The organism is Providencia burhodogranariea DSM 19968 (assembly GCF_000314855.2).
GTDB classification, from domain to species: domain Bacteria; phylum Pseudomonadota; class Gammaproteobacteria; order Enterobacterales; family Enterobacteriaceae; genus Providencia; species Providencia burhodogranariea.
Genome location: NZ_KB233223.1, coordinates 412,980 through 439,344 on the forward strand (window position 1 = coordinate 412,980; position 26,365 = coordinate 439,344).

16 protein-coding genes and 2 pseudogenes are annotated in these 26,365 nt (G+C 40.5%); 12 read left to right on the plus strand and 6 right to left on the minus strand.

Annotation, left to right across the window (positions count from 1 at the left end; genetic code table 11):
- Positions 1–22 precede the first annotated feature (22 nt).
- From OOA_RS12545 to OOA_RS12550, 3 genes and pseudogenes are all read left to right on the plus strand, one after another.
- Positions 23–6,208: a TcdA/TcdB pore-forming domain-containing protein gene (locus OOA_RS12545; protein ID WP_008912522.1), complete on the plus strand. Its 6,186-nt coding sequence runs from the start codon at positions 23–25 to the stop codon at positions 6,206–6,208.
- Between the two features lie 165 nt (positions 6,209–6,373).
- Positions 6,374–6,543, plus strand: a pseudogene (locus OOA_RS20900) (transposase); the annotation flags it as partial.
- Positions 6,544–6,632: 89 nt separating this feature from the next.
- The gene (locus OOA_RS12550; protein WP_008912523.1) at positions 6,633–7,790 is read left to right on the plus strand and encodes a glycerate kinase; all 1,158 of its coding nucleotides are present in this window, start codon (positions 6,633–6,635) and stop codon (positions 7,788–7,790) included.
- 89 nt (positions 7,791–7,879) lie between these two features.
- On the opposite strand, the gene OOA_RS12555 is transcribed toward OOA_RS12550, so the two are convergent.
- Positions 7,880–9,202 (minus strand): anaerobic C4-dicarboxylate transporter, encoded by a 1,323-nt coding sequence (locus OOA_RS12555; RefSeq protein ID WP_008912524.1) that lies wholly within the window; start codon positions 9,200–9,202, stop codon positions 7,880–7,882.
- A 158-nt stretch (positions 9,203–9,360) separates the two neighbouring features.
- Positions 9,361–10,785, minus strand: coding sequence for an aspartate ammonia-lyase (gene aspA / locus OOA_RS12560; RefSeq protein WP_008912525.1), 1,425 nt, complete (start codon positions 10,783–10,785; stop codon positions 9,361–9,363).
- Positions 10,786–11,317: 532 nt separating this feature from the next.
- Here aspA and OOA_RS12565 point away from each other — a divergent pair.
- The 4 genes from OOA_RS12565 (at position 11,318) to OOA_RS12580 (ending at position 14,875) form a co-directional block, all read left to right on the plus strand.
- Entirely contained in the window at positions 11,318–11,833 is a 516-nt protein-coding gene (locus OOA_RS12565) for an FxsA family protein (RefSeq protein ID WP_008912526.1), read from the plus strand.
- 159 nt (positions 11,834–11,992) lie between these two features.
- Positions 11,993–12,286, plus strand: coding sequence for a co-chaperone GroES (locus OOA_RS12570; protein ID WP_008912527.1), 294 nt, complete (start codon positions 11,993–11,995; stop codon positions 12,284–12,286).
- Between the two features lie 51 nt (positions 12,287–12,337).
- Positions 12,338–13,981, plus strand: coding sequence for a chaperonin GroEL (gene groL / locus OOA_RS12575; protein ID WP_008912528.1), 1,644 nt, complete (start codon positions 12,338–12,340; stop codon positions 13,979–13,981).
- Between the two features lie 549 nt (positions 13,982–14,530).
- A complete protein-coding gene (locus OOA_RS12580; protein WP_008912529.1) occupies positions 14,531–14,875 on the plus strand; it encodes a DUF4156 domain-containing protein in 345 nt (114 codons plus the stop codon).
- 44 nt (positions 14,876–14,919) lie between these two features.
- Here OOA_RS12580 and epmB read toward each other — a convergent pair whose 3' ends face one another.
- On the minus strand, positions 14,920–15,948 hold the full coding sequence (epmB, locus tag OOA_RS12585; RefSeq protein ID WP_008912530.1) for an EF-P beta-lysylation protein EpmB: 1,029 nt from the start codon (positions 15,946–15,948) through the stop codon (positions 14,920–14,922).
- A 44-nt stretch (positions 15,949–15,992) separates the two neighbouring features.
- On the opposite strand from epmB, the gene efp reads away from it, so the two are divergent.
- Entirely contained in the window at positions 15,993–16,559 is a 567-nt protein-coding gene (gene efp, locus OOA_RS12590; protein WP_008912531.1) for an elongation factor P, read from the plus strand.
- A 109-nt stretch (positions 16,560–16,668) separates the two neighbouring features.
- Here efp and OOA_RS12595 read toward each other — a convergent pair whose 3' ends face one another.
- From OOA_RS12595 to OOA_RS12605, 3 genes and pseudogenes are all read right to left on the minus strand, one after another.
- Positions 16,669–16,866, minus strand: a complete 198-nt coding sequence (locus OOA_RS12595) for a YbdD/YjiX family protein (RefSeq protein ID WP_008912532.1) — start codon at positions 16,864–16,866, stop codon at positions 16,669–16,671.
- Between the two features lie 835 nt (positions 16,867–17,701).
- Positions 17,702–19,795 (minus strand): pyruvate/proton symporter CstA, encoded by a 2,094-nt coding sequence (cstA, locus tag OOA_RS12600; RefSeq protein ID WP_008912533.1) that lies wholly within the window; start codon positions 19,793–19,795, stop codon positions 17,702–17,704.
- Positions 19,796–20,139: 344 nt separating this feature from the next.
- Positions 20,140–21,041 (minus strand): annotated as a pseudogene (locus OOA_RS12605) (EamA family transporter).
- Positions 21,042–21,307: 266 nt separating this feature from the next.
- Between OOA_RS12605 and sugE the strand changes: the two are divergent.
- The 4 genes from sugE to OOA_RS12625 all read left to right on the plus strand — a co-directional run bounded on the left by sugE (position 21,308) and on the right by OOA_RS12625 (position 26,181).
- On the plus strand, positions 21,308–21,622 hold the full coding sequence (gene sugE, locus OOA_RS12610) for a quaternary ammonium compound efflux SMR transporter SugE (protein WP_008912535.1): 315 nt from the start codon (positions 21,308–21,310) through the stop codon (positions 21,620–21,622).
- Positions 21,623–21,945: 323 nt separating this feature from the next.
- Entirely contained in the window at positions 21,946–22,443 is a 498-nt protein-coding gene (locus OOA_RS12615) for an RNA polymerase sigma factor (protein WP_008912536.1), read from the plus strand.
- Entirely contained in the window at positions 22,443–23,393 is a 951-nt protein-coding gene (locus OOA_RS19795) for a FecR family protein (RefSeq protein ID WP_008912537.1), read from the plus strand. The genes OOA_RS12615 and OOA_RS19795 overlap by 1 nt, the downstream gene beginning before the upstream one ends.
- Before the next feature lie 136 nt (positions 23,394–23,529).
- Positions 23,530–26,181, plus strand: a complete 2,652-nt coding sequence (locus OOA_RS12625; protein ID WP_008912538.1) for a TonB-dependent hemoglobin/transferrin/lactoferrin family receptor — start codon at positions 23,530–23,532, stop codon at positions 26,179–26,181.
- Positions 26,182–26,365 lie beyond the last annotated feature (184 nt).

A 26,365-nucleotide genomic window follows, 5' to 3' on the forward strand; every position in this document is an offset into this window, starting at 1 on the left:
TGATAGCGATGATATTATTTTAGTGAACAGACTACTTGAGTACGGAGCAAGAGATGAGGGGAGTGCGCTTTTAACTGCAATTAACCGTAATAATGTCGAATTAGTTGAGCGTCTATCTGTGGTGGAGTTATACAGCCATTTAACAAACAAAGAAAAAATAAAGCTGTATAAACAAGCTTCACAGAATGCTAAATTTAAACAGACTACGTTTAAAAAACGCTATGAAACATCTATTGATGTTTCTGAAATAACAATATTAAGAGAAGCCTTTAATCAGGCTAAAGACATCTCATTCATAGTCAATAAACAAAAGATCGCATTAAGTAAAAAAATAAACCCAAATAGTTATAAATTATTGTCGGCTTTTAAGCCAAAAAAGACGCATTTTACTAATAGCACATTAGGTGATGTGGAACTTTACGATAAAAAATCAATCAGCGATTGGCATAAGCCGACTCTTAATTCACTAGAAAAAAGTAGAGGAAGTCGTTTTGATAGCCAGTTGGTCATCCAGCTTGAAAATGACCCAACCGTTAGGGAAGTCGCAGAACAGCTGGTTGGAAAATCCCCCGATACGTCAGTGCTAGTACAGCTGAATGATCAAGGTGAGGTCAAAAGCTGGCATCTTAATATTAAAGGTGAGTGGGTGGAGGGCTTCCCTGCAAATTTTGTTACTGAAGGGCTACAGCGTTGGCAAGTGGTAGGGTATGGTCGCGATGGTGAGGCTACTATCAATCATAAAACATTTGGTGGTCACACTGCTGAAAATCTGAATGAACAGCTCCTCAAGCTCAGTGAATACTTTGCTCTCAACGCTTCTCCTGAACGCATTAATTTAGTGAATTGCTCTTTGGCAAGAGCTGAAAGTAATGATAACTATTTACATCAATTTATTTCATCTTTTAACAAGCAAGATATTTCCCCTTCTTCGATTTCAGCTTATACCACGAGAGTTGTTGTTAATGAGAATAACCAAAAATGCCTGACTGACATTGGCGAAAAAGTGATTCTGAATCAAGAAAATGATAGATGGATTGCAGCAACCAACATACCAGGAAAGGGTGGGCAAGCAATATCAGAGCATCAGCAATTAACAGCATTAAATCGAGGATTAGATTTTGAGTTGGGAATGAAGCAGCTATACCTTGAAAATAAATTATCTGATTCAGAGTGGTTACCCGTATTTCAGACATTGAAAGAAGATACGCCTCAATCGAAATCGTATTCTTTAGCGTTTATCCGTAAAGATAGCCCAAGTGTCTCAATGAGAGTGAAAACTAATGATTCACGCATTCCAAACTACATACATGAATATGATCGTCAACTTGGATTGTTCAAATCACATCTTAATATTGCTGACAATCAGCTGATTTCACATTCAAAAGTGACATCAAAAGCTGAAGGGGTACATGGGCTCAACACTGCTTTTATTATTCAAACTTTGTTTAATCAACATGCCCGTGACAATACTACGGAGGATGTTTTGCCGGAGAATTTGAGGTGTGCATTGCAGGTGCATACTTATGCTAACTGGGCACAAATGGGATGGGATAGCATTGACGATACTCTAAAGTATATCGGTCTATGGAAAGAGCTTGTGACCAAAGGTCAAGCCACGAAAGGGATGCTCAAAGCGGTCTCGCGTGCTAGCCCATTTGTGGGCGTTGGGCTGAATTTACTGAGCACGGGGCTAGATGGTTACGAATTAGCAAATGCACAGAATGAAGCTCAGAGGTCAGTGATTGGTACTCAGTTAGGTTTTGATTTAGCTGGTTTAGCTAATGCTGGGGTTAGCTTTGGAGCTGCGACATTTGGGGCACCAACGGTCGCGAGTTTTATTGGTTATTTAGGAGTACCTATAGCCGGACTAGGTATTGGTATTACGGCACTGGTACAAGGCACCCAAGTGCACATCGAAAAAACAAAAGCGGTAGGTCATTATTTTGGAGATCTAGATAAAGGATATCAGAAAGGTGGTTACCAGATTGTTGATGTTCGAGGTGCAGATGGTACAACTCACCGAATGTGGAAAAACAGTTCAGGGATAGCGGTTAATGCCTTAGATTTGCGTAATCAACAACTGACATTTGCTGATACTTGGATATACAAGACACATGTCTATGGCCTCGGTTCTGGCTACTCTAATCATACCACATGGGTAACACCTGTATCAGTGAATAGAGCTGGAACGCATAAAGAAGCTGATCCAAAAAAGAAAGTTATTAATATTAGGGAAGGAATTAATCATCCAGCTGCAACAGCTTCTTTGGCTCTTACCTCGGATATTCCGCTCATACTGCCAGATACCCCTCAGTATTATATGGATTATAGCTACGAGACTTTTCCTTTTGTCACAGCGCGTGATGATAGGGGATTCGACGTGTTGCGGCGTATAGAGAGTAATTATCGAAATAATGAGGATAATTTCTCCTTCGATTTTTATAACTTTCCTTCAGAACGCGCGATCAGTGAGCTCATGTTTGAGTTTGTTACAACACCAGTGCAAGTTTTATTAGATGATTATCCACGTACCATCATTATGCCTATACTACCCGATGAGGCGAGAGAGAAACTAGCGTATACATTGGCGGGTGGGAATAGTACTTATTATATAAGTCTACAGGAAGGGGCTACATTGACGTTGTCACAGGGAAGTAATGCAACTCAATGGGTTTTGGATGCGCGCGCACTCTTGAATGAAAATAAACTGCAATTTGATCCACAAGGTAGACTACTAACAGGTAAATTACCGATTACATTCTCCGATGATTTCCAAGGTAAACTGAATCTAGTTAGTGAAGATGGTATTTTTGCAATCGATGTGCAAAAAAAGGACATAACACTTGAGAGACGTACTGTTAATGCTGATAACTTTAAAGATTGGGACTCATTACATGATCATCTAAAGCAGGTTAGCCACACAGATACCCATTATCAGCCATTTATCCCAGTAAACCATTACCGAACACCTGCTGGCGAGTTCACCGGAATTGCTTATTATGAAGTAACAAATGACCGTTTTATTTACACTAACATGCCCAATGAAGCAGAGTTTCTCCGTAGTGCTCAACTTGCAAAAGTAGAGAATGATCAAGCGTGGTTATATCGAGACGATAGAGCATGGTTGGTGGATATTGCAACCGGAAATGTTTTACAGGAGTATTTGCCACTAAATGCTTCAATCCTTAGTGGAAGTACTAAGGCTATAGCTGATAGGCCTATTTCAGCCATAAAGCCTATTAAAAGCCAGCTCATTTCGAGTGACGGTGGAGTGTTGTATTTTATCGTGGAGTATCAGTATGACTCTGGACCCGTGAGTTATACTTGGCGGCTAAGCAGCCAGTCCCAACAGCTGATTGGGATCACTGGAGAGGCAAGCGAGTTACAACAAATATTATTGATGATAAGCGATAACCATGCTGACTCATCATTACCAATATTCAACTCAGAACACACTTTGCGAGCAGAAGGAAGCCAAGAGCTACACTTGCATGGTCGTCAAGATGGGAGCAATTACCACTCATGGTTTAATAAGCCTGAAGGTGAGCAAAAATACCAGATGTTTTTGCGAATGAACCTTGCTGATGCACCTGAGGATATTCAACAGATATCGGTGACTACAGGAGAAAAAACGGACTACTATTTCTACAGTTCTTCGCATCAAAAACTGTATTTTCAAATGGGTGATGGTATTGCTAATAATAAAAGCGCGATTGCACATGAAGTGAAATCGAACGTTGACTCTTTATCTATATTTCAAGGGCAACTAGCAGCACAATGTAAGGACGGAACGCTCTGGATAACAGATGAACAGGGTAATCTGCGCTTGATGGGAGTAATGGATAATTGGGTATTGAAACATCGAGAAAATATACTGATAGAGTTGCGTGATCTCGCTATACGAGAAGCAACATTACCCGCCATACGCTTGCAAGGTATTCACGATAATCAAGGCAAAGCGATAATGACATGGTATGACGTTGCCGCCGAAAAAATAATACAAGGCGGTGCTGGGATTGATGCATCCAATGATATTCATTATCGAGGCCTATCTTCTGATGGGAAACAAGCTTGGCTGTATGATAATGCTCATCGACAGCTATATCTTCAACCTTTAAGTCAAGACTCTGAGCAAGTTCTCTCTGAACTAGGACAAAATATATCCTCTATTCCTCCTGCAAAACGTTGGTCAGAAGAACAGTACCTGAGTGTTGTGCCCATAGGCGATAAACTTCAGCTAACAACAGCTGATGGGGCAGTATTATTAATGAATAAAGATGCTGAAATAGGTAAACAGCTACAACTGATTGCATGGCAAGAAACCACCTTAATTTCGGAAAATCAGTTGAAAGCTGCGATTGAAGCATTGCGAGTTAAGGTACTCATTTCACCTGTGATCCGTTATTTTTCTGAAAATAAACAGATACCTAGCTGGTATCTCACAAAACAAAACATCTTTATTCATGCTCAAGGCTTAAACGTTAACCATGATTTGCGTTATTTGGGGCAATCAAGTGAACAATTAGGTAGCTATATTCACGACCAAAGTACGGGGGAGCTCTGGCAGGTTAGTCCATCAGGAGACTCGTTAACTCTTGGTAAATATCGTTTTATTGCCCTAAACGAAAATGCTCCACTTAAAGGCGAGTTAGTATTGCAGTTAGCATCCTCTGATCGCGCCATCGAATTTAAATTGCCTCAATTAGAGGGCATGGATCGTTTAACGATTAGTGGGCAAACTGAGGGAGCGTGTTATTTATTAGACAAAGCGCTATTTAGTCACTATCGGCAGGTTATTCTTGATGAGCGCGGTAATCAGCCTGTTATTATGCTTCCTGATCTCGATAAGGGGCTGGTTCGGCACAATGGTCAGGATTTGATGTGGTATGACCCTCAATCAAAGGCACAGCTTTTGATTACGAACCCTGAGAAAATGGCAGAGCGTGGGATGATATTTAAGATAGCAAACGCGCCCGAGTTACCCGCGACAACATTATTGCAAAGCATAGGGCGTTTACAGTCTGTTAGCGCAGAAGCGGATGATTGGTTTACATTGTCCTTTACGGAAGGTCATTATCAATTGCAGAGTGCAGATCCAGACCAAATGATACTCAAACATCATGAAGTGATCGGTTTTGATATTGATGATACTTATCGATTTATGAAAGGAGATGGTAACGTTGTTATTGAAGATCTTGGCGGGCAGGACACCTTGGCTTTTACGGGTATTACTCATGAGCAATTAGTGTTTAGCAGAGAAGCCGATAATCTGGTTATTAATATCCAAAATAGTGAGGATAGTGTTTCTATTCAAGGGGCTTTCTCTTCCTCATCGAGTCATCAAATAGAAAGAATTACAACCTCAGGTTCCGTGACATTAAATGCCAGCTTACTTTGCCATGCGATGAAAGAACTTTTACCATCAGAAACAGTAGTGTCATTCCCCGGTGGTTCAGTGACTGTACAGGATAATCAAGGCCGAGTGAGCCAGCTCCCACTTGATACGAATTTGATGTGGGAAGGTGATGGCGCTGTAACAATTGAAGACCCATCAATCAAATATAAAAAGATTAATCCTATTAATCTTTTGCTACTAAAGGCTTTTAATTCTAATCCATCTGTTATTTTTGATAGATATTCTCCCGATCGTGATACAACAAGTGCCGGTAAAATAATTCAAGGAAGCCGCAAAAATAAAAATATGATTTCGGTTTCTCATGGTTATGGCATTCATGAACATGTCACTGTTTATGGTGGCTTGCAAGAAGATAGCCTACAAATAACGGATGATTATGCCAAGCTCATTGGTCATGAAGGGAATGACATTTATCGAGTAGGGGGAACGGCGAAACATACCACTATCCTAGATACTAAGGGCGAACACGATATTTTGTCATTAGAGTATGCCGACATTAAACCGAATGAAGTCATCCTACAGCGGGAAGGGAATAATTTGCAGATAGCGGTTGCAGATTCAGGTCTGATTACAATTAAAAATCAGTTTAAAGAAGATCAGGGAATTGCAATTGAAGAGCTGAGTTTGGTGAATGAAAAACAAAATTGGCACTATTCTCTTATCGATATTATGTCTTCTTTTAAAACGGGAGAGGTCTTTGGGTTATCTGAAACTGGCGAATTATTGCAACGTAGCGATATGACAATGCCGATTTGTTTCAAGTCTCTTTGCCGTACAGGAAATGCAAAGTAGGTAGTTTTGCTTTATGAAAAGATTAGACACAAACCTATTCATTTAAAGGGGTCGTAATTAATACTCTGAGCTATCAGGGTATTAATTCAGGCTGCTGACAAAGTCCTTGTTTTTCAGTGAGAACTTTGATCTAATAAGTTTAGTGTGAATAATGAGCTAACCAACATATTAAAAGAACCATCTCCTCAACAATATCAGTTCGAAAACATTACGTTGGATGAACTGTTTCCCAAAGACATCTCGCCCACAAAATCAATGCTGTTATGGATTTCGAATTTATTCGTGATGCAGTTGCTCATCTCTATTCCCTTAACAGTGGTCGCCCTTTTGTCAATAAAGAACCCCATTTCCCCTTGGATTCTTTCATTTGGAGGGTTTCTGATATGATTAATCAATGAGTTAATTTGCCATAGGTATCTCTATCATGAAAATTATCATAGCACCGGATTCGTTCAAAGAGAGTATGAGCGCAGAGCTCGCGGCTAATGCAGTAAAGCAAGGATTCCAATCGGTTTTTCCTGATGCAAATTATCTATGTTTACCGATTGCTGATGGCGGCGAAGGCACTGTTGATGCCTTGATTGCAGCTATTGGTGGGGAACGTGTGACGCTTGAGGTTAGTGGCCCCCTCAATGAACCTGTAATAGCTTCTTATGGCTTACTCCATCAAGGTAGAACGGCTGTTATTGAAATGGCAGAAGCGAGTGGGTTGATGTTAGTTGAACCCAGCGATCGTAACCCGATGTTGACTAGCAGCTATGGTACAGGACAACTGATCAAGGATGCATTAAACAAAAGCGTTAAACAAATTATTTTAGGTATTGGAGGCAGTGCGACAGTTGATGGTGGTGTCGGTATGCTACAAGCTCTCGGAGTACACTTTTACGATAATCAACAGCAGGTACTTGGCCTCGGTGGTGAAGTATTAAATCACATTGCCACTATTGATATTTCAGGCTTAGACCCCCGTTTAAAAGATTGCACTATCGATGTCGCTTGTGATGTTGATAATCCATTAGTTGGTGAGCGTGGAGCAGCTGCAGTATTTGGCCCCCAGAAAGGCGCAACACCTGAAATGGTGCTCACTCTTGATAAGGGGCTCAATCAATTTGCTAATGTGATAGAAGGCATCACAGGTACTGATTATCGTCATTTAGCGGGTGGTGGTGCTGCGGGCGGGATCTCTGTCGCTGCGGCAGCATTTATGGAGGCTCAGCTGAAAGCAGGTATTGATATTGTTATCCAAGCGGTTAATTTAGAAAAAGAGCTCATCGATACTGATTTAGTGATTGTTGGTGAAGGAAGCATGGATGGGCAAACGGCGGGGGGTAAAGCGCCGATTGGCATTGCCAAAATGGCTGCGAAACACAATGTGCCTGTGATTGCATTAAGTGGCGTATTAGGAAAAGGTGTTGAAGCATTACATCAAGAAGGAATCGATGCACTTTTCAGTATCTTACCTCGTTTGTGCACTCTCCAAGATGCACTCGCTGAGGGAGCTATAAATTTACAGCAAGCGGCCTACAATGTGGCAAAAGTTTTAAAAATTGGGCAGCAGCTCTCTATGAATAAAAGTAATTGACCTAAACATAGGCTGCTCTCGATAAACAAAAACCCGCGATAAAAATCGCGGGTTTTTGTTGTATAGCTAATAGCTGCTGTATTTAATGACTACAGCATCATACCGCCAAATAGGAAGCCAAAGGTAACGGCTAAAACCACACCAATGGTACCCGGAATGAAGAATGGGTGGTTAAAGACAAAACGACCAATACGTGTTGTCCCTGTATCATCCATCTGCACTGCCGCAACTAGTGTTGGGTAAGTAGGTAAAATGAACAGACCTGATACCGCAGAGAATGAAGCGATTGCAGTCAGTGGGCTAACATGTAGAGCTAGTGCCATTGGCATCAATGCTTTTGCTGTTGCTGCTTGAGAATACAGCAACGCGGAACAGAAGAAGAAAATAACAGCCAGCATCCATGAATGCTCATGAATTAAGTCACCAGCAGTTTCTTTGATCCAATCAAGGTTATGCTGTACGAAGGTATCACCTAACCATGCAACACCGAGAATACAGATACACGCACTCATACCCGCTTTAAAGGTACTGGAGTTGAGAATTGAATCAGTACTTACACGGCAAAAAATAGTAATTAGTGTCGCGACACTCAACATGATGATTAAAATTGCGTTAGTTGTATTCATCAATGGGGTTGCGACCAAGCCAAGGCTTGGGCTGTTGATGATTGCATAGACAACCACGCCCACGACGCCTAATAAAAACAGCAGAACAGAGGCTTTCGCACCCGGTTTGATTTCTGTCATTTGGCTACCGCGGAGTTCAACTAAACCTTCAGCTAAACGTTTTTGATAGACTGGATCATCAGATAGCTTGGAGTTAAATGTCCAAGAAATGATGAATGACATCAAGATGATTGCAAGGAAGGTGGATGGTAACAGAATTCCTAATAGTGTGATGTAACTGACAGTGTTACCTGCCCCCATCATCGCTGGGTTTTCCATGACTGAAGCCATATATACAACAGCCGCAGAAATTGGAGAAGCAGTAATACCAATTTGAGCTGCAACAACCGCCGTTGATAGTGGACGACAAGGTTTAACACCTTGTTCTTTAGCAACTTCTGCAATAACGGGCAGGGTAGCCAAAGAAATATTACCTGTTCCTGCGAATAGCGTCAGAAAATAGGTGACCATTGGGGCAAGAATAGTAATGTATTTGGGATTACGGCGAAGCAGTTTTTCTGTTTGAGCAACTAAGTAATCAAGACCACCTGCAATTTGCATTGCAGAAATAGCGGCGATAACAGCCATGATTATGGAGATAACATCAAATGGTATGGTGCCTGGTTTCACGCCAATTGCAGCTAGTACCAATACACCAAGGCCACCGGCGAAGCCGATACCTATACCACCCAAACGGGCCCCCAGAAATATGGCCAGCAGAACAATTATAAATTCTACGGCTAGCATAATGTTTACTCCTCGATAAAATTAAAAATAAATTTGAAATTAAAATTATGAAACTGTTATGTTAATTTTTTGTGTGTGCATAAAACTAAAAAAGGCACGCTTTCTAGAAGAAAGGCGTGCCTTGATTTTTAAGAATAATTGTTGTTTAACATAAATTATTAGTCATCGAATCTTTTCGCTTTATAAGCTGGGTGTTTTAAGTTCTCAACAGAGAAAATATCATCCAACTGCTCTTCGGTCAGTAATCCACGCTCAAGAACGACCTCACGGACGCTTTTACCTGTTTCAGCACAGATTTTACCCACGATGTCACCATTATGGTGGCCAATGAATGGGTTCAGATAAGTCACGATACCGATAGAGTTGAAGACAAACGCTTCACAAATTTCTTTGTTAACGGTAATACCATCAACACATTTTTCAACTAAGTTACGGCAAGCATTACTCATTAGAGTAATTGATTCAAACATCGCTTGACCGATAGCTGGTTCCATCACGTTTAACTGTAGCTGACCCGCTTCAGCTGCCATTGTGACACAAGTATCGTTACCGATCACTTTGAAACATGCCTGGTTAACAACTTCTGGAATTACAGGGTTAACTTTTGCTGGCATGATAGATGAACCTGCTTGTAACTCAGGTAAGTTAATTTCTTTCAGACCTGTACGAGGTCCTGAAGAAAGTAAACGTAAGTCATTACAGGTTTTAGACAATTTAACAGCGAGACGTTTCAAGCTTGCATGAACAGTGATGTAAGCACCACAGTCAGAAGTTGCTTCGATCAAGTCTTCTGCTGGTACACAAGGTAAACCTGTCACTTCAGCCAGTTTTTCAACCGCCAGTTTTTGGTAACCTGGTGCTGCGTTTAGGCCAGTACCTATTGCAGTTGCGCCTAAGTTAACTTCTAGCAGTAATTCAATGCTACGTTTTAAATTTTTCTCTTCTTCTTTCAAAAGAGTAGCAAACGCGTTGAATTCTTGGCCCACCGTCATTGGAACTGCATCCTGTAATTGAGTACGGCCCATTTTCAGAATGTCTTTGTATTCTTCTGCTTTTCTTTCAAAGCCTTTTTTAAGGTATTCAACTGATTCAATCAATTTAGTAATCGAATTATATACCGCAATACGGAAACCCGTAGGATATGCATCGTTGGTTGATTGGCTCTTATTTAAGTGGTCATTTGGGTTCAAAAATTCATATTCCCCTTTCTTGTGACCCATCAGTTCAAGACCAATATTTGCAAGGACCTCGTTGGTATTCATATTTAGTGATGTACCCGCACCACCTTGGAATACGTCAACAGGGAATTGATCCATGCATTTACCGGTATCAAGTACAACATCACACGCCTTGATAATGGTATCTGCAATATTACGCGGAATAGTATGAAGTTCTTTGTTCGCCATTGCTGCCGCTTTTTTTACCATTACCATGCCGCGAATAAATTCAGGAACATCGTTAATGGTGCGGTCGCTGATATAAAAATTTTCAATCGCACGCAGAGTATGAACACCATAATAGGCATCAGATGGAACTTCTTTCTGACCTAACAGGTCTTCTTCGATACGAGTATTGTTTGACATGAGAACCTTCTTAATTAGATTTCAGTTACTGTCTATAATGCGCTTTTTAAATATATATATAGTGTAAAATAAAATATTTTAGGTGTTAATCACCTGTTAATCCTTTATCAGCGTGATGATCTACTGATTTATGAGTAGATCATAAACTTTTCTGTACTCTTTGCCTTGAACCTAGATCACTATATAGTTTGATTTATGCAACGGATTTCAAAATGTGTGAACATACTCACAAACGAAATTAAAAAAATTAGAAAACTCCGTCAGTTGAAAAGCGTTATAGTGATCCCAATCTTTATAACTATACTATATCCAAAAAAGTTCGAGTTGCATTTAGGTGACAAACTAAGATGATCCAGTAACAAGCATAAGTATGTGACTCGGATAGCTCATAATAGTTAACAACGATGCGATTTGAAGTATGACGGGTATAAATGAAAAAGCGAATTCTGTTGTTTGTCTCTTAGATGCAGTTCACAAAGGTTTTCCAAGGGGCGAAAATTAATCTATAGATTATTGAAATAAAGGAGAACTTGTGCGCTGGCTACCTCTAATCCTAATATGTCTTCTCATTTATATTGAGTCTATTATATTCGTCCGTGTTGCCACTGAAATTGGTGTTTTGGCGACATTAATTCTTGTCGTTCTCACATCATGTTTAGGTATTTCTCTGGTCAAAAATCAGGGAATGAAAAATGTCATGCTAATCCAGCAAAAAATGGCTGCAGGTGAAAGCCCCGCTGCGGAAATGATAAAAAGTGTCGCACTTGTACTTGCTGGCCTCTTATTAATTATTCCGGGCTTTTTTACTGACTTTATTGGCTTGCTTTTATTGTTACCACCAGTACAAAAATTGTTTGTGATGCGCTTAATTCCACATATTCGCTTTTCACAATCGGGGAGTGGCTTCAGTGCTGGGCGTCAGAATCCATTCCAACAAGGTGATACATTTGAAGGTGAATTCCAACGTAAGCAGGATGACCCTTCATATACAATCGATAAGACGGATGATTCTTCCGAGTCAGAAAAAGATAATCATCCTAAACATTAATCCCTTTAAAATAGGGAAGGTAAAAACAAAAAAATTTTATCTTCCCCCCTTGAAGTTATCTCATCTAGCCCCAATCTCCTGAAACAAGGTACTAGTTTATTAGACATACTAGTATCGTCCTCTTACCTAGTGTGGACTTTATTTATAGGAGAACTATTAATGAAAATTCGTCCATTGCATGACCGTGTTATCGTCAAGCGTAAAGAAGTTGAATCTAAATCTGCTGGTGGCATCGTATTGACTGGCACTGCAGCGGGTAAATCTACGCGTGGTGAAATCCTCGCCGTTGGTAAAGGCCGCATCCTCGAAAATGGTGAAATTAAAGCACTGGATGTGAAAGTCGGCGACATCGTTATTTTTAACGACGGTTATGGCGTGAAAGCTGAGAAAATTGACAACGAAGAAGTGCTGATCATGTCAGAAAGTGACATTCTAGCGATCGTTGAAGCATAATTTTCACTTAGATCTTCTCAATCAACGAAAAGAATTTAAAGGAAAGAAATAATGGCAGCTAAAGACGTTAAATTTGGTAATGACGCACGTATCAAAATGCTTCGTGGCGTTAATGTTCTCGCAGACGCAGTTAAAGTTACTTTAGGTCCTAAAGGCCGTAACGTAGTTCTGGACAAATCATTTGGTTCACCAGTAATCACTAAAGATGGTGTTTCTGTTGCACGTGAAATCGAATTGGAAGATAAGTTCGAAAACATGGGCGCACAGATGGTGAAAGAAGTTGCCTCCAAAGCTAACGATGCTGCGGGTGATGGTACTACGACAGCAACTGTTTTGGCACAAGCTATCGTGATCGAAGGTTTGAAAGCAGTTGCAGCGGGTATGAACCCAATGGATCTGAAACGTGGTATTGATAAAGCAGTTATTGCAGCAGTTGAAGAGCTGAAAACACTGTCTGTCCCATGTTCTGATTCTAAAGCGATTGCTCAGGTTGGTACTATTTCTGCAAACTCTGACGAAACCGTTGGTAAGCTGATTGCAGAAGCAATGGATAAAGTCGGTAAAGAAGGCGTTATCACCGTTGAAGAAGGTACTGGTCTAGAAGACGAGCTAGATGTTGTTGAAGGTATGCAGTTTGACCGTGGTTACCTGTCTCCTTATTTCATCAATAAGCATGAAGCAGGTTCAGTTGAGCTGGAAAACCCATTCATTTTGTTAGTTGACAAAAAAGTCTCTAACATCCGTGAATTACTGCCAGTATTAGAAGGTGTTGCTAAAGCAAGCAAACCACTTCTTATCATCGCTGAAGATGTTGAAGGCGAAGCGCTAGCAACTCTGGTTGTGAACACCATGCGCGGTATCGTGAAAGTGGCTGCTGTTAAAGCACCAGGTTTCGGTGACCGTCGTAAAGCGATGCTACAAGATATCGCGATCCTGACTAATGGTACTGTTATTTCTGAAGAAATCGGTATGGAGCTTGAAAAAGCGACATTAGAAGATTTAGGTCAAGCAAAACGTATCGTTATCACTAAAGATACGACGATTATCATTGATGGTCTTGGTGATGAGTCAGCAATTGCTGGTCGCGTTGCACAAATTCGTCAACAAATCGAAGAATCAACTTCAGATTATGACCGCGAAAAACTGCAAGAACGTGTTGCTAAATTAGCAGGCGGTGTTGCTGTTATTAAGGTTGGTGCAGCAACTGAAGTTGAAATGAAAGAAAAACGTGCTCGTGTTGATGATGCTCTGCATGCAACTCGCGCAGCGGTTGAAGAAGGTGTTGTTGCTGGTGGTGGTACTGCACTGGTACGCGTTGCAGCTAAACTTGAATCACTGAAAGGTGATAACGAAGAGCAAAACGTCGGTATCCGTGTTGCACTACGTGCGATGGAAGCGCCAATGCGTCAAATCGTCACCAACGCAGGTGAAGAAGCTTCTGTTGTTGTTAACAACGTTAAAGCGGCTAAAGGTAACGAAGGTTACAACGCAGCGACTGATACTTACGGCGACATGATCGAGATGGGTATTTTGGACCCAACTAAAGTAACTCGTTCAGCACTGCAATTCGCAGCATCAATCGCAGGCCTGATGATCACGACTGAAGCGATGATCACTGATATGCCAAAAGATGACGGCCCAGATTTAGGTGGCGCTGGCATGGGCGGAATGGGCGGAATGGGCGGCATGATGTAAGCCACTAGGCCGCATCAAGCTCATAACAGTATTTAACGACTGTTAAGCCTTGAAAGCCAGTATCGTTAGTATTTACTGACGATGCTGGCTTTTTTATATTAATGAAACTGATTTTTATTAAGTAAAGATTCTTATTAACCTGAAGTGAATTATAAAAATTCAATAATAAAAAAGACTTTGAATGATATTTATTGTGCATTTATTTTTGCGCAAAGGTAATGCATCAGGTTATATTTAGGCTTAGGTGAAAATCATTTGATATGTAACTAAGTGACAAAGGCGTTATACGAGTTTTATGTTAAACTCTATTTGCTGGCGGTATGTGTTATTTTTTTGAGCATACCTTTTTTGATATTTTGAACCGTCTTCCATGCCTCTTGATATAGATCTAGCGAATTTTGGCTGTAAATGAGCGCTTGAGTGGTTATACTTTGGTAGCGCTATGAAGAACCATTCAAAGATATAGTTAAAAAACAGTATCTTGAATGAAGAAGGGAATGAATAGCTCTCAAACCAGCTGCAAAAACACTATGATAAATGAGGGAAAACATGCGAATTAAAATATTGCTTGGTGCTGCTACATTACTGCTTTTAGCAGGCTGTTCGACAACAAATAATTTAACTGCAGCAGGCTCACAAGTTCGTTTTGCTGAAAATCAACCCGGAAGCGATTGTCAGCTCCTCGGTCAAGTAACAGGGACTCAAAGTAACTGGTTGAGCGGTGTAAATAGTGATTCTAGTTCAATGCGTGGCGCTGCAAATGATCTGCGCAACAATGCAGCAGCAATGGGCGGAAATGTGATTTTTGGGGCATCTAGCCCAAGTGAGACTATCCTTTCTAGTTTCATGCCTGTTGATAGCAAGATAGTTGGCCAAGTTTATAAGTGCCCTTAAAATGAATATTTAGCGCCCGGCTAATTTAGACGGGCGTTTTCATATCAGCTTTGTTTCAGGTTTAGGTCGAGTAATGTTTTACTCGGCTCTCCGCCAATTTCTCGTGCAAGTTTTGGAACCAGATAGCCTGAAACTTTGCTGAGTAATTGTTGTATCAGCTGTCGGGCCTCTTGGTCGCTGACTAAAAAGTGAGCGGCTCCTTGAACCTTATCTAAAACATGTAAATAATAAGGCAAGATACCCGCATCGAATAATGCATTGCTCAAGTTTGCCAAAGTGTTCGCATTATCATTTACGTCTCGTAGAAGTACACTTTGGTTTAGCAATGTAACCCCTGATTTTTTTAGCTTTTGCATTGCCGCTTTAAAGTCATCATCAATTTCATTGGCATGATTTAGATGCGTCACCATAATGACCTGCAAGCGTGAGCTTGCTAGCCTTTTACATAAGTTATCAGTAATGCGTTCAGGTATTACAACAGGCAAACGTGAATGAATTCTAAGGCGTTTAATATGCGGGATAGCTTCTAACTGCCCAATTAGCCAGTCGAGTTCATTGTCCTTTGCCATCAATGGATCTCCACCAGAAAGGATGATTTCATTGAGTTCAGTGTGGTTTTTTATATAATCCACCGCGATCAACCAATTATTCTTGTTTCCCTTGTTATCTTCGTAGGGAAAATGCCGGCGAAAGCAGTAACGACAGTTTACCGCACATCCACCTTTCACCAGCATTAATGCTCGGTTGTGATATTTGTGTAGTAAGCTGGGGATCTCATTACTTTGTTCTTCTAATGGATCAGTAGAAAAACCAGGATGGGTATCGAATTCTGCTTTTGCGGTTAATACCTGTAATAGCAGAGGGTCTTGTGGGTCGCCTTTTTTCATGCGCGAAATAAACGGCCTCGGTACACGTAACGGAAATAATTTACGTGCATGATTGCCGTCTTTCAATGCTTGATGGCTTTCTAGCTCCAGTATTTGTAGCAATTCATCAGGATTAGTGATTGCTTCTGCAAGTTGTTGTATCCAGACTTCTCTGGTTAGGGTGTTTTGAGTTACAATATCGACCATTTTTTGGCTATGCCATTTTTAGTGTATAAATTTAGAGGATCTCCATGGCTACTTATAGTACCAATGAATTCCGCTCAGGTCTTAAAATCATGTTAGATGGTGAACCTTGTGCAATTCTTGAAAGTGAATTCGTTAAACCAGGTAAAGGTCAAGCGTTTGCACGTGTTCGTCTTCGTAAACTGATTTCTAACAAACTGTTGGAAAAAACATTTAAGTCTACTGATTCTGTCGATGGCGCAGATGTCATGGATATGAACTTAACTTACCTTTATAACGACGGTGAGTTCTGGCATTTCATGAACAACGCAACCTTCGAGCAGCTTGCAGCTGATGAAAAAGCGGTTGGTGATAACGCTAAGTGGTTGATCGACCAAGCTGAGTGTATTTTGACTTTGTGGGATGGCCGCCCAATCTCTGTGACTCCACCTAATTTTGTTGAGTTAGAAATCACAGAAACTGACCCAGGTCTGAAAGGTGATACAGCAGGTACTGGTGGTAAACCAGCAACTCTGAGCACTGGCGCAGTGGTTAAAGTCCCTCTGTTTGTTCAGATTGGCGAAGTGATTAAAGTTGATACTCGTTCAGGCGAATACGTTTCACGTGTGAAATAATACCCGTTTGATTGAGATTAAAAAACCGTAATGACAAAATCATTACGGTTTTTTTGTTTATCTAAGCTTATTTCTATTCTGGATACTTACCAACATATCTAGCGCTAACTTAGCAGCATTTAAAGCCGCCTTTTCCACCATAACGAGCATCTTGGCGATCTTTAAAGAACTCTTCATAAGTCATTGGTGTCTGATCAGGATGATTAAGCTGCATATGGGCAACATAGTTATCATAGTCAGGTACGCCAACCATCAATTTTGCAGCTTGCCCGAGATAGCGAGCGGCATTGCCTAATGAACCAAACATCCTTTCCTCCCCATACCCGTCATATTTCAAATTGTCGCGTTGTTGGCTACGCTCAGCTACCCGAATCACATACTTATGTATGCTCATCGGAATAGCTTTACTTGCCGCCTAGCGACACTTCGAACTATTTAGGGTCTGTCATTATCATATTTCAAATTGTCGCGTTGTTGGCTACGCTCAGCTACCCGAATCACATACTTATGTATGCTCATCGGGATAGCTTTACTTGCCGCCTAGCGACACTTCGAACTATTTAGGGTCTGTCATTATCATATTTCAAATTGTCACGTTGTTGGCTACGCTCAGTTACTCGAATCACATACTTATGTATGCTCATCGGGATAGCTTTCCTTGCCGCCTAGCGACACTTCGAACTATTTAGGGTCTGTCATTATCATATTTCAAATTGTCGCGTTGTTGGCTACGCTCAGCTACCCGAATCACATACTTATGTATGCTCATCGGAATAGCTTTACTTGCCGCCTAGCGACACTTCGAACTATTTAGGGTATGTATTTTGTTATATCAACTTATTGTTTTATTGGCTACGCTCAGCTACCCGAATCACATACTTATGTATGCTCATCGGGATAGCTTTACTTGCCGCCTAGCGACACTTCGAACTATTTAGGGTCTGTCATTATCATATTTCAAATTGTTATACTGTTGGCTACGTTCAGCGGCTCGGGTCACATACATTTAGAATCTGCATATGTAATGCTTCGAGATACTTTATTGTTAGCTTAGTACGTAAACTCTAGCCATATATTTATATGACTAGAGTTAATGGAACAACATGCATTTATCTAACCTGAATTATTAACTTGAGGTTAAATTAATGATGACGTGTATCGGCAACAATTTCCTTATAGTTAGCAGGCATTTCTTCATACGGAACTTCATTTGCAGTTGGCTCAGGTGACTTAAGAGCTTTCAATGCAGTGCGAATTGAAAATAGAGCCAAGAACACCACAACAATCATAAAGAAGATAGTTAATCCAGCATCTAAGCGGTTATTAAAGATCAACTGTGTTAATTGTGATTCAGTATATTGCGCAGGGATGTTGCCACTATCAATCATTGCTTGGAATTTATTAGCAACGGCTAAGAAGCCAACGCGAGCATCTTCGCTAAAAGTTTTTTCCCATCCTGCTGTCATAGTACAAATCAGTAACCACGTTGTTGGAACGAGGGCGACCCATGCGTATTTTTGGCGCTTCATTTTGAAAAGAACTACAGCACAGAGCATTAACGCCATTCCTGCGAGCATTTGGTTTGCGATACCAAATAGAGGCCAGAGTGTATTTATGCCACCCAATGGGTCAACAACTCCTTGGTGCAGGAAGTAGCCCCATGCGAGCACACAGAGCGCTGTCGCGATAAGGTTTGCTGGTAGTGAGTCTGTTCGTTTTAAGGCAGGTGAAATAACCCCCAATAAGTCTTGCAACATAAAACGTGCGGCACGTGTACCTGCATCGACGGCGGTTAAAATAAAGAGTGCTTCAAACAAGATGGCGAAGTGATACCAAAATGAAACATTCATCAATCCGCCAAGGGCACCATGCAGAATATAAGCCATACCAACTGCGAGAGTAGGTGCGCCACCTGCTCGAGAAATAATACTCTTTTCACCAACTTCATTGGCTATCTGGTTAAGTTGATCCGGTGTTATGTGGAAACCCCAACTACTGACAACTTGAGCGGCCGATGCGACAACGTCTACTGTTCCTGCTGGTGCCAGCATCGCCATTGGACTATTCATCGCGAAATAAACGCCGGGATCAATTACACAGGCTGCAACCAGCGCCATGATGGCAACAAAAGATTCCATCAACATGCCACCATAACCAATAAAGCAAGCTTGGTTTTCATTGGCGAGCATTTTCGGTGTTGTTCCTGATGCTATTAATGCATGGAAACCCGAAACTGCACCACAGGCAATCGTAATAAATAAGAATGGAAATAGGTCACCAGCCCAGACAGGGCCCGTACCATCAATAAATTTAGTTAATGATGGCATTTGTAGCGTTGGGTTTAAAACTAGGATACCAATCGCCAGACCAATAATTGTTCCTATTTTCAAGAAGGTCGAGAGGTAATCGCGTGGTGCGAGTAATAACCAAACAGGTAAAACGGCGGCAACAAAGCCATAGCCAACTAACATCCAAGTTAACTGAACGCCAGTGTAGTCAAAATAAGGTGCCCATGTTTCATTTTCAGCGATCCATCCACCGGAGATTATTGCGAAGATAAGAAAAACTAAACCAATAATTGATACTTCTCCGATACGCCCAGGGCGAATATAGCGGGTATAAATCCCCATAAAAATCGCGAGGGGAATAGTAAAGGCAACGGTATAGGTTCCCCATGGACTGTGAGTTAGTGCTTTGACAACAATCATCGCAAGCACAGCAAGAATAATTACCATGATCATAAAACAGGCAATAAGCGCCAAGATACCTGCGGTATTACCCATCTCTTCTTTAACCAGCTCCCCAAGTGAGCGACCATCTCGGCGGGTTGAGACAAATAGCACCATAAAATCTTGTACAGCACCCGCGAGTACGACGCCAGCTAATAGCCACAGCATACCCGGTAAGTAACCCATTTGTGCAGCAAGAACTGGCCCTACAAGCGGTCCTGCTCCTGCGATTGCAGCAAAATGGTGACCAAAAAGGACTTTTTTATCAGTTGGTACATAATCCAAACCATCATTATGGCGGATCGCAGGCGTCATACGAGTTTCATCAACCTGCAGCACTCTTTTAGCAATAAATAGCCCATAATATCGATAGGCGATTAAATAAACACAGATTGCTGCAATAACAATCCATAATGCATTTATTTGTTCGCCTCGGTTTAATGCAATATAACCAAGTGCAAAAGCACCGAGTAGTGCTAGAACAATCCAAACTAGATGTTTACTCATAGCGACCCCATCCGTTTCATTTTTAAATTGTTGTTGTTTTATTCTGTAGTACTACTTACACATATAGCTGGAATTATTTGAAAGACAAAGTAGCTAAAACGTGAAATCAAACAGCGAGCATAAATAAATGTCATAACTGTTATTAATATCACTAAACCATAGTACTTAATTGGATTATATTTTTATTTAAGCTAAAAAAATGCAACATACTTAGTGTTAATTCTTTTTTATTATTAATTATTGGTTTTTTATACGGTGTAAATGGTGGAGTAATTTAGAGAAAATTATCATTAAAGGAATATAAAGTCTGGGGAGGAATCCCCCCAGTTAGTGAGATATTAGATCTAAGTCTTTCTTAAACGTTGAATTAATTTTTTACCAAACAAAGTGATAATCAAGCCGAGCATGATAAAGGTTAACCCAGCGATTTGTACGCCATTAATATGCTCACCAAGGAATAATACACTACTACTTAAGCCAAACACTGGGACAAGGAGTGAGAAAGGAGCAACTCGCCAAGCTTCATAACGGCCAAGCAGCATTCCCCATAAGCCATAACCAACAAAGGTAGATAGATAGGCTAGGTAAATAATAGTTCCAAACACTGACCAGTTAAAACCAGATAGGCCTTGAACAATGGCTTCTTTGCCTTCAAAAAACCATGAACTAACGAAGAAAGGGATGATGGGAATGAGAGCACTCCAACTAATTAATGAGAGCACGCTACATTTTTCTTCACCTTGATGTTGCATGATAATTCTGTTGGTAATATTCCCGCATGCCCAAGAAAGACCTGCAATTAATGTAAAGATCAGTCCTAATAATGGAATATCATCTAGCCCACCGGCTGTTGCACCTTTAGCCAGTATTGTTAGCCCTATGGCAGCGATTAACATGCCAATAAAATGGGTGGCGTGTAGCGATTCCTTTAAGATTACAGCACCAAGCAATAGCGTGAAAAAAGCTTGAGACTGCAAGATAACGGAAGTTATACCAGCAGGCATACCAACACCTATTGCACAGAAGAGAAATGCAAATTGGCCAAAGCTAATGGTCAGTCCGTACAACAGTAATAACTTGAGCGGAATTTTGGGGCGCTTAAAGAAAAAAATAGCAGGGAATGCAACAAAGGCAAAGCGCCTAGCAGTAATGGCGGAAGAGCCGTTACACCAAGTTTAATAATGACAAAATTAATGCCCCAGATGATAACAATACAGAGGGCGAGTAGTATATCTTTGAAACTCATGCTATTTCTCAATGATCGTTTTAAATCAGATTCTCTACTCTAATCCTGCTTGCCCTAATGTGCGATAGAAATGGTGTTCCAAGCTTTAGGTAATGTATAAATAGGTGAATTTTTCATGTTTATTGCAGCTAATCTGTTATTTTTAATAACTTGAATCTGAAATCTCGAACATTTATAATATCGCCTCAATCTCACGTGTTCGGGACGACCTGAATAAACGTTATAAATAATGGGGACGACCCCGAATTGTACGCGAGAGAATAGCAATGGCTTGGATCATCCTCATATTCGCCGGTTTATTAGAAATTGTTTGGGCCATCGGCCTGAAATATACTCACGGCTTCACACGTCTTACCCCCAGTATTATCACCATTGTCGCGATTATTGCCAGTATGGGGCTATTAGCTTACGCTATGCGTGATTTACCTGCTGGAACTGCATACGCAATTTGGACTGGGATCGGTGCAGTTGGTACTGCAATTGTCGGGATTATATTTCTTGGCGAATCGGCGAATATATTTCGTATATTAAGCTTATGTTTAATTGTTGCCGGATTAATCGGTTTAAAAGTTTCAAGTTAATTCGATTTTATATAAATTAAGTATATAGGTGAAACATAAAGTATGAACATCAATCTTTATGTTTCACCTAGCCTAGGTTTAATATTATTATTCCCTTTAAGATTAAGATAGTACTTCTATTTGAACGTAATATTTAATTAATAGCTCATTCCTGCGTCCTATTTTCACTTTATATTTTCTACTAATAGTATGAGCGTGTTATTGGTTCTATAATTGTATAATCCTAACTTCTATAGAGATTAGCGAAGTAGTTCCCATTTCAAGCGATTAACGATATATTATGTAAATAGTTCTCATTTTCATTATTTTCGTTATGGCTTGATATGTCTGACTCTGAGTTGCAATGCCTATTTGCACGCCATTCTGCCGCACTATGCCGTTATCTAAATTCATACCTCAAAGACCATAGTTTAAGTATGGATATTATGCAGGAAAGCTTTGCTCGTATGGCTGAGCAAATGAAGCATTCCTCAATACAAGATATTGATGCTTATTTGTATCGCACTGCCAAAAACTTAATGGTTGATCATTTTCGCCAGCAGAAAAAACAACAATCAGTGCTCATCAGTGATACACAATGGCAAGATCTTCCCTCTGATGTTAAAAGCCTAGAAGCGCAAGCGATTAGCGAACAGCAAATTAATCAAATCCAAATAATCATACAAAGTTTACCGCAAAGAACTCAGGAGATATTCCATTTGCATCGTGAAGAAGGACTTACACAGACCGAAGTCGCTGAAATATTAAATGTTTCATTGAGTACTGTTGAAAAGCATCTTGCAAATGCATTGGCAACGCTAATTCACAAGTGGAGGGAGTGATGATGAAAGATTTATATGACAGCCCTTCTGAAATCGAAAATACAGCGGCATTGTGGGTAATCAAGACAACATCGCGTGAATTGACTGAGCAAGAAAATCAAGATTTCCAAGTATGGATTGCATCTTCTGAACAACATCGCACGACTTACTTCCGTGCACGTCAATTGTGGGCATTAACGGCTTCGAGCCCAATAAAGCCAATAACAGTGGTTGAGAACGTTGTAGATCAACCGCAAAAAACACGACGACGTTATGTCTGGCAGGCATTTGCAGCCACGGTGATATTTTGCATGTTATCAGTCAGTGCTTGGCATTATAGCTCTCAGATAACACCTGATTATCAAGCTAAAATAGGTGAAATATTACGAGTTACTCTTCCTGATGGTACTTTAGTCGACCTTGATAGTGGTTCTCAATTATCACTTGCCTTTGATGATAATTATCGCCAAATCAACCTACTGTCAGGCCGAGCTTATTTTACGGTTACGCCAATGACACTTGGTGAAACGCGTCCTTTTCGTGTTGCTGCAAAAGATGGCATTATCCAAGCATTAGGAACCGAATTCTCTGTTGATGATAAAGGCGATCAGGTTGATGTGAGTGTTTACCAACATAGTGTGGAAATATCATTGCCATCAGGAGAAAAGGTCATTGTGAATGCAGGCCATGCTGCGCAATATCAACAACAAATCTGGCCTGTTTCATCATTTGAAAGTGATAACTCGATCGCTTGGCGGCAGGGACAAATTATTTTTCATCAACGTACGCTTGGTGATGTGGTCAATGAAATCAATCGCTACCGCGATAAACCCGTCGTGCTATTGGCAAAGCAAGGGGAGAAAGTGAGTGGTGTATTTCAAGTGAAGTCTATAGAAAGCGCACTATCTAACTTAAGTAAGTCGCGTGAATTATCTCTTTATGAAATGCCATTTTTCACATTAATGTATTGATATTTAAATATTATTATTTGACTTTAACGATTGAGAGACTTTTTTTTAAAAAATTATTTACGGGTTTTCTGTTTTTCTACGTCTTTAATGGAATTGATTATGATTTTTATTACCATTATCATTTTAGGGGCGGGAAATGACCCAGAAGAAACATCATTATAAAAAAGCAGTACTTTGTGTTCACCTTGCATTGATGGCATTACCAGCTGTTCCTATTATTAGTTACGCACAGACTGAACAATCACCACAAGTGATTTCATTTTCAGTTCCTGCTCAATCACTTGAACGCGCGTTAATACAATATGCGCAGCAAGCTAAAGTCGAGATATTGATCGACACTCAGGACGTTGCAGGGCTAAAAAGCTATGCAATTCAAGGGAATTTGTCTCTCAAAGAGGGTTTGCGACAACTGATTGGTTCAAATCCGATCCGTTACAGCATTCAAAATAATCGGATTTCTATCAGCCGTATACCAGCAACATCGAATGATGATTCGGTTGTGGTGCTAGATAAAATTACGGTCACCGCAGCACCCGTCCAACAAGGCGATTGGGTTTATGACGCCCCAACTTCCGTCAGTGTGATTAGTAAAAAGCAGATTGAAGATAGGCCGCCAAAACATATTGCCGATCTACTCGAACTGACAACGGGAGTGTATTCCGCCGTGAGTCAGCAAGATCCTTCTTTATCAGTCAATATTCGAGGGATCCAAGACTATGGTCGGGTCAATATGAATATTGACGGGATGCGACAAAACTTTCAAAAAAGCGGTCACGGGCAACGAAATGGCTCGATGTATATTGACTCAGAATTACTATCGGGCGTCGAGATCTTAAAAGGTAACAGCAGTGGCATGGGAAGTGGCGGTACACTAGGCGGAGTTGCTACATTTAGAACCGTTAATGCGTCTGATTTTCTATCGAAAGATAAAACATTTGGTGGAAAGTTAAATGCGAGTACAGGATCGAATAATACCCATTTTATTGGAAGTACTGCACTTGCTTTAGGAAATGAAAAAGGCGATATCTTATTTGCAGCCAGTGAACGTCGCTTAGGCGATTATATGCCGGGGACACATGGTAGCATTGGTGATATACGTATCAATAATGATTCGGGACATTACGACCAGCTAGTGGATGACTTAAAGCATACTCGAATAACCGACAGTAACTACCATATGACATCCTATTTAGCCAAAGCAGGATGGAATATCAGTGAGTCCCAACGTATTCAGTTTAATTACTTGGAAACTAAGGTGGCATCACCCAATGCTGGAACCTTAACAAACCTTACACCAAGTTGGCCGTATAAACTGGGTTGGAAAAAGAGTGGCTTTAGTGATGTGAATACCAAAAATTATTCTTTGGATTACACTCAATTTAGTAATAGCCCTTGGAGTACGGAGTTTAAAGGAAAGATTTATCTTGTTGATACGAAAGATGACAGTAAAACTTATGCGACGAGCCAACTCATCAATAATGGTTACCAGTCTGATACTCGAGTTAAAACGATTGGATTACAACTTGAAAATCATTCAGAAATTGAATTTAATAGCCGCAACTTATTAAAAGCACATTACGGACTGGAAACCTTCCAAGATAAAGCAAGTAGTCGTTCAACCGAAGCATCGGCGGAGAACGTGACGCCTGATGGTAAACGTTCCTTGAGTTCATTATTTGCAACATTAACCTATGAATATGATGATTGGCTGACTCTTGAAGGTGGGATGCGTTACGATTATTACAATCTGAAAGGCAAAACAGGGATGAGATATAGCATCTATCCATATACCAAACAAAATCCATGTACTGCGATTAGAATCAGCGGCTGTAAGTCAGTTGAAGTGAATAAAGTTTGGGATGTTGATGATTCAGAAGGTGCATTCTCACCTAATGCTAGACTGGCTATTCGGCCGAATGTTGAATGGATGGAGTTATTTACCAGCTATGGCCGCTCTTGGCGTCCACCTGCGATTACGGAAACTCTGACAACGGGGAGCGCTCATAGCTCTTCGACCCAATTTCCTAATCCCTACTTAAAACCTGAGCGCTCTAATGCTTGGGAAGTTGGGATGAATGTGAATTATCCAAATTTAGTGCTAGAAGAAGATAGATTATTAGCGAAGGTCGCTTATTTTGATACACGTGTTGATAACTATATTAATCTCGCAATTAATCGGACTAAGCCTGGATTATTGAATCCAAGTATGGGAAATGCAGCATACAGTAATAACTTGAACACAACACGTTTTAGAGGGTTTGAGTATCAAGTCAATTACGATGCAGGATTTGTTTATGCAGATTTAACCTTCACCCATATGATAGGAAAAAATAAATTCTGTGCACATCCGGCATGGCTCGGCGGTACCTTAAAGTATGGTGGGGGGCGTGGGAATTGGTACGTAGAAGATGATGAACTTACAAATAACTATGTTGATTGCAATAGTGGAGCAATATTCGGTAGTGCAGCTAACTTGCCCGGCGACAGAGGATCATTCACATTAGGTGGACGCGCATTTGATAGAAAATTAGATGGTGGTGTTGTCGTACGATTTACACCAGGTTTCCAAGACTATTCAGCGCAATCTAATTATCCTTATCTTGCAGACTGGCCTAAATACACCGTTGTTGATCTCTATGCTAGCTACGCATTAACGAATGATATCACGATACGTGGCAACGTTGAAAACTTAACTAACCGTGCTTATGTTGTAAGTTACGCGGAAAGTCTATCCAATACACTAGGACGAGGTAGAACCATTAGTGGCGGGATTGAATATCGTTTTTAAGTAATTTGAATATATTCTCAAATAAGAATAATTAGACAATAGGGCGATAATCGCTCTATTATCTATACCTTGTTATGTCATATTGGGCTGCTGAACACACTTAAATTCCCGAATCATAATATTTATCTCGACTAACCGAGCATTTTTTTAGATATAGCATCACTTACATTCAGCTAAAATTACT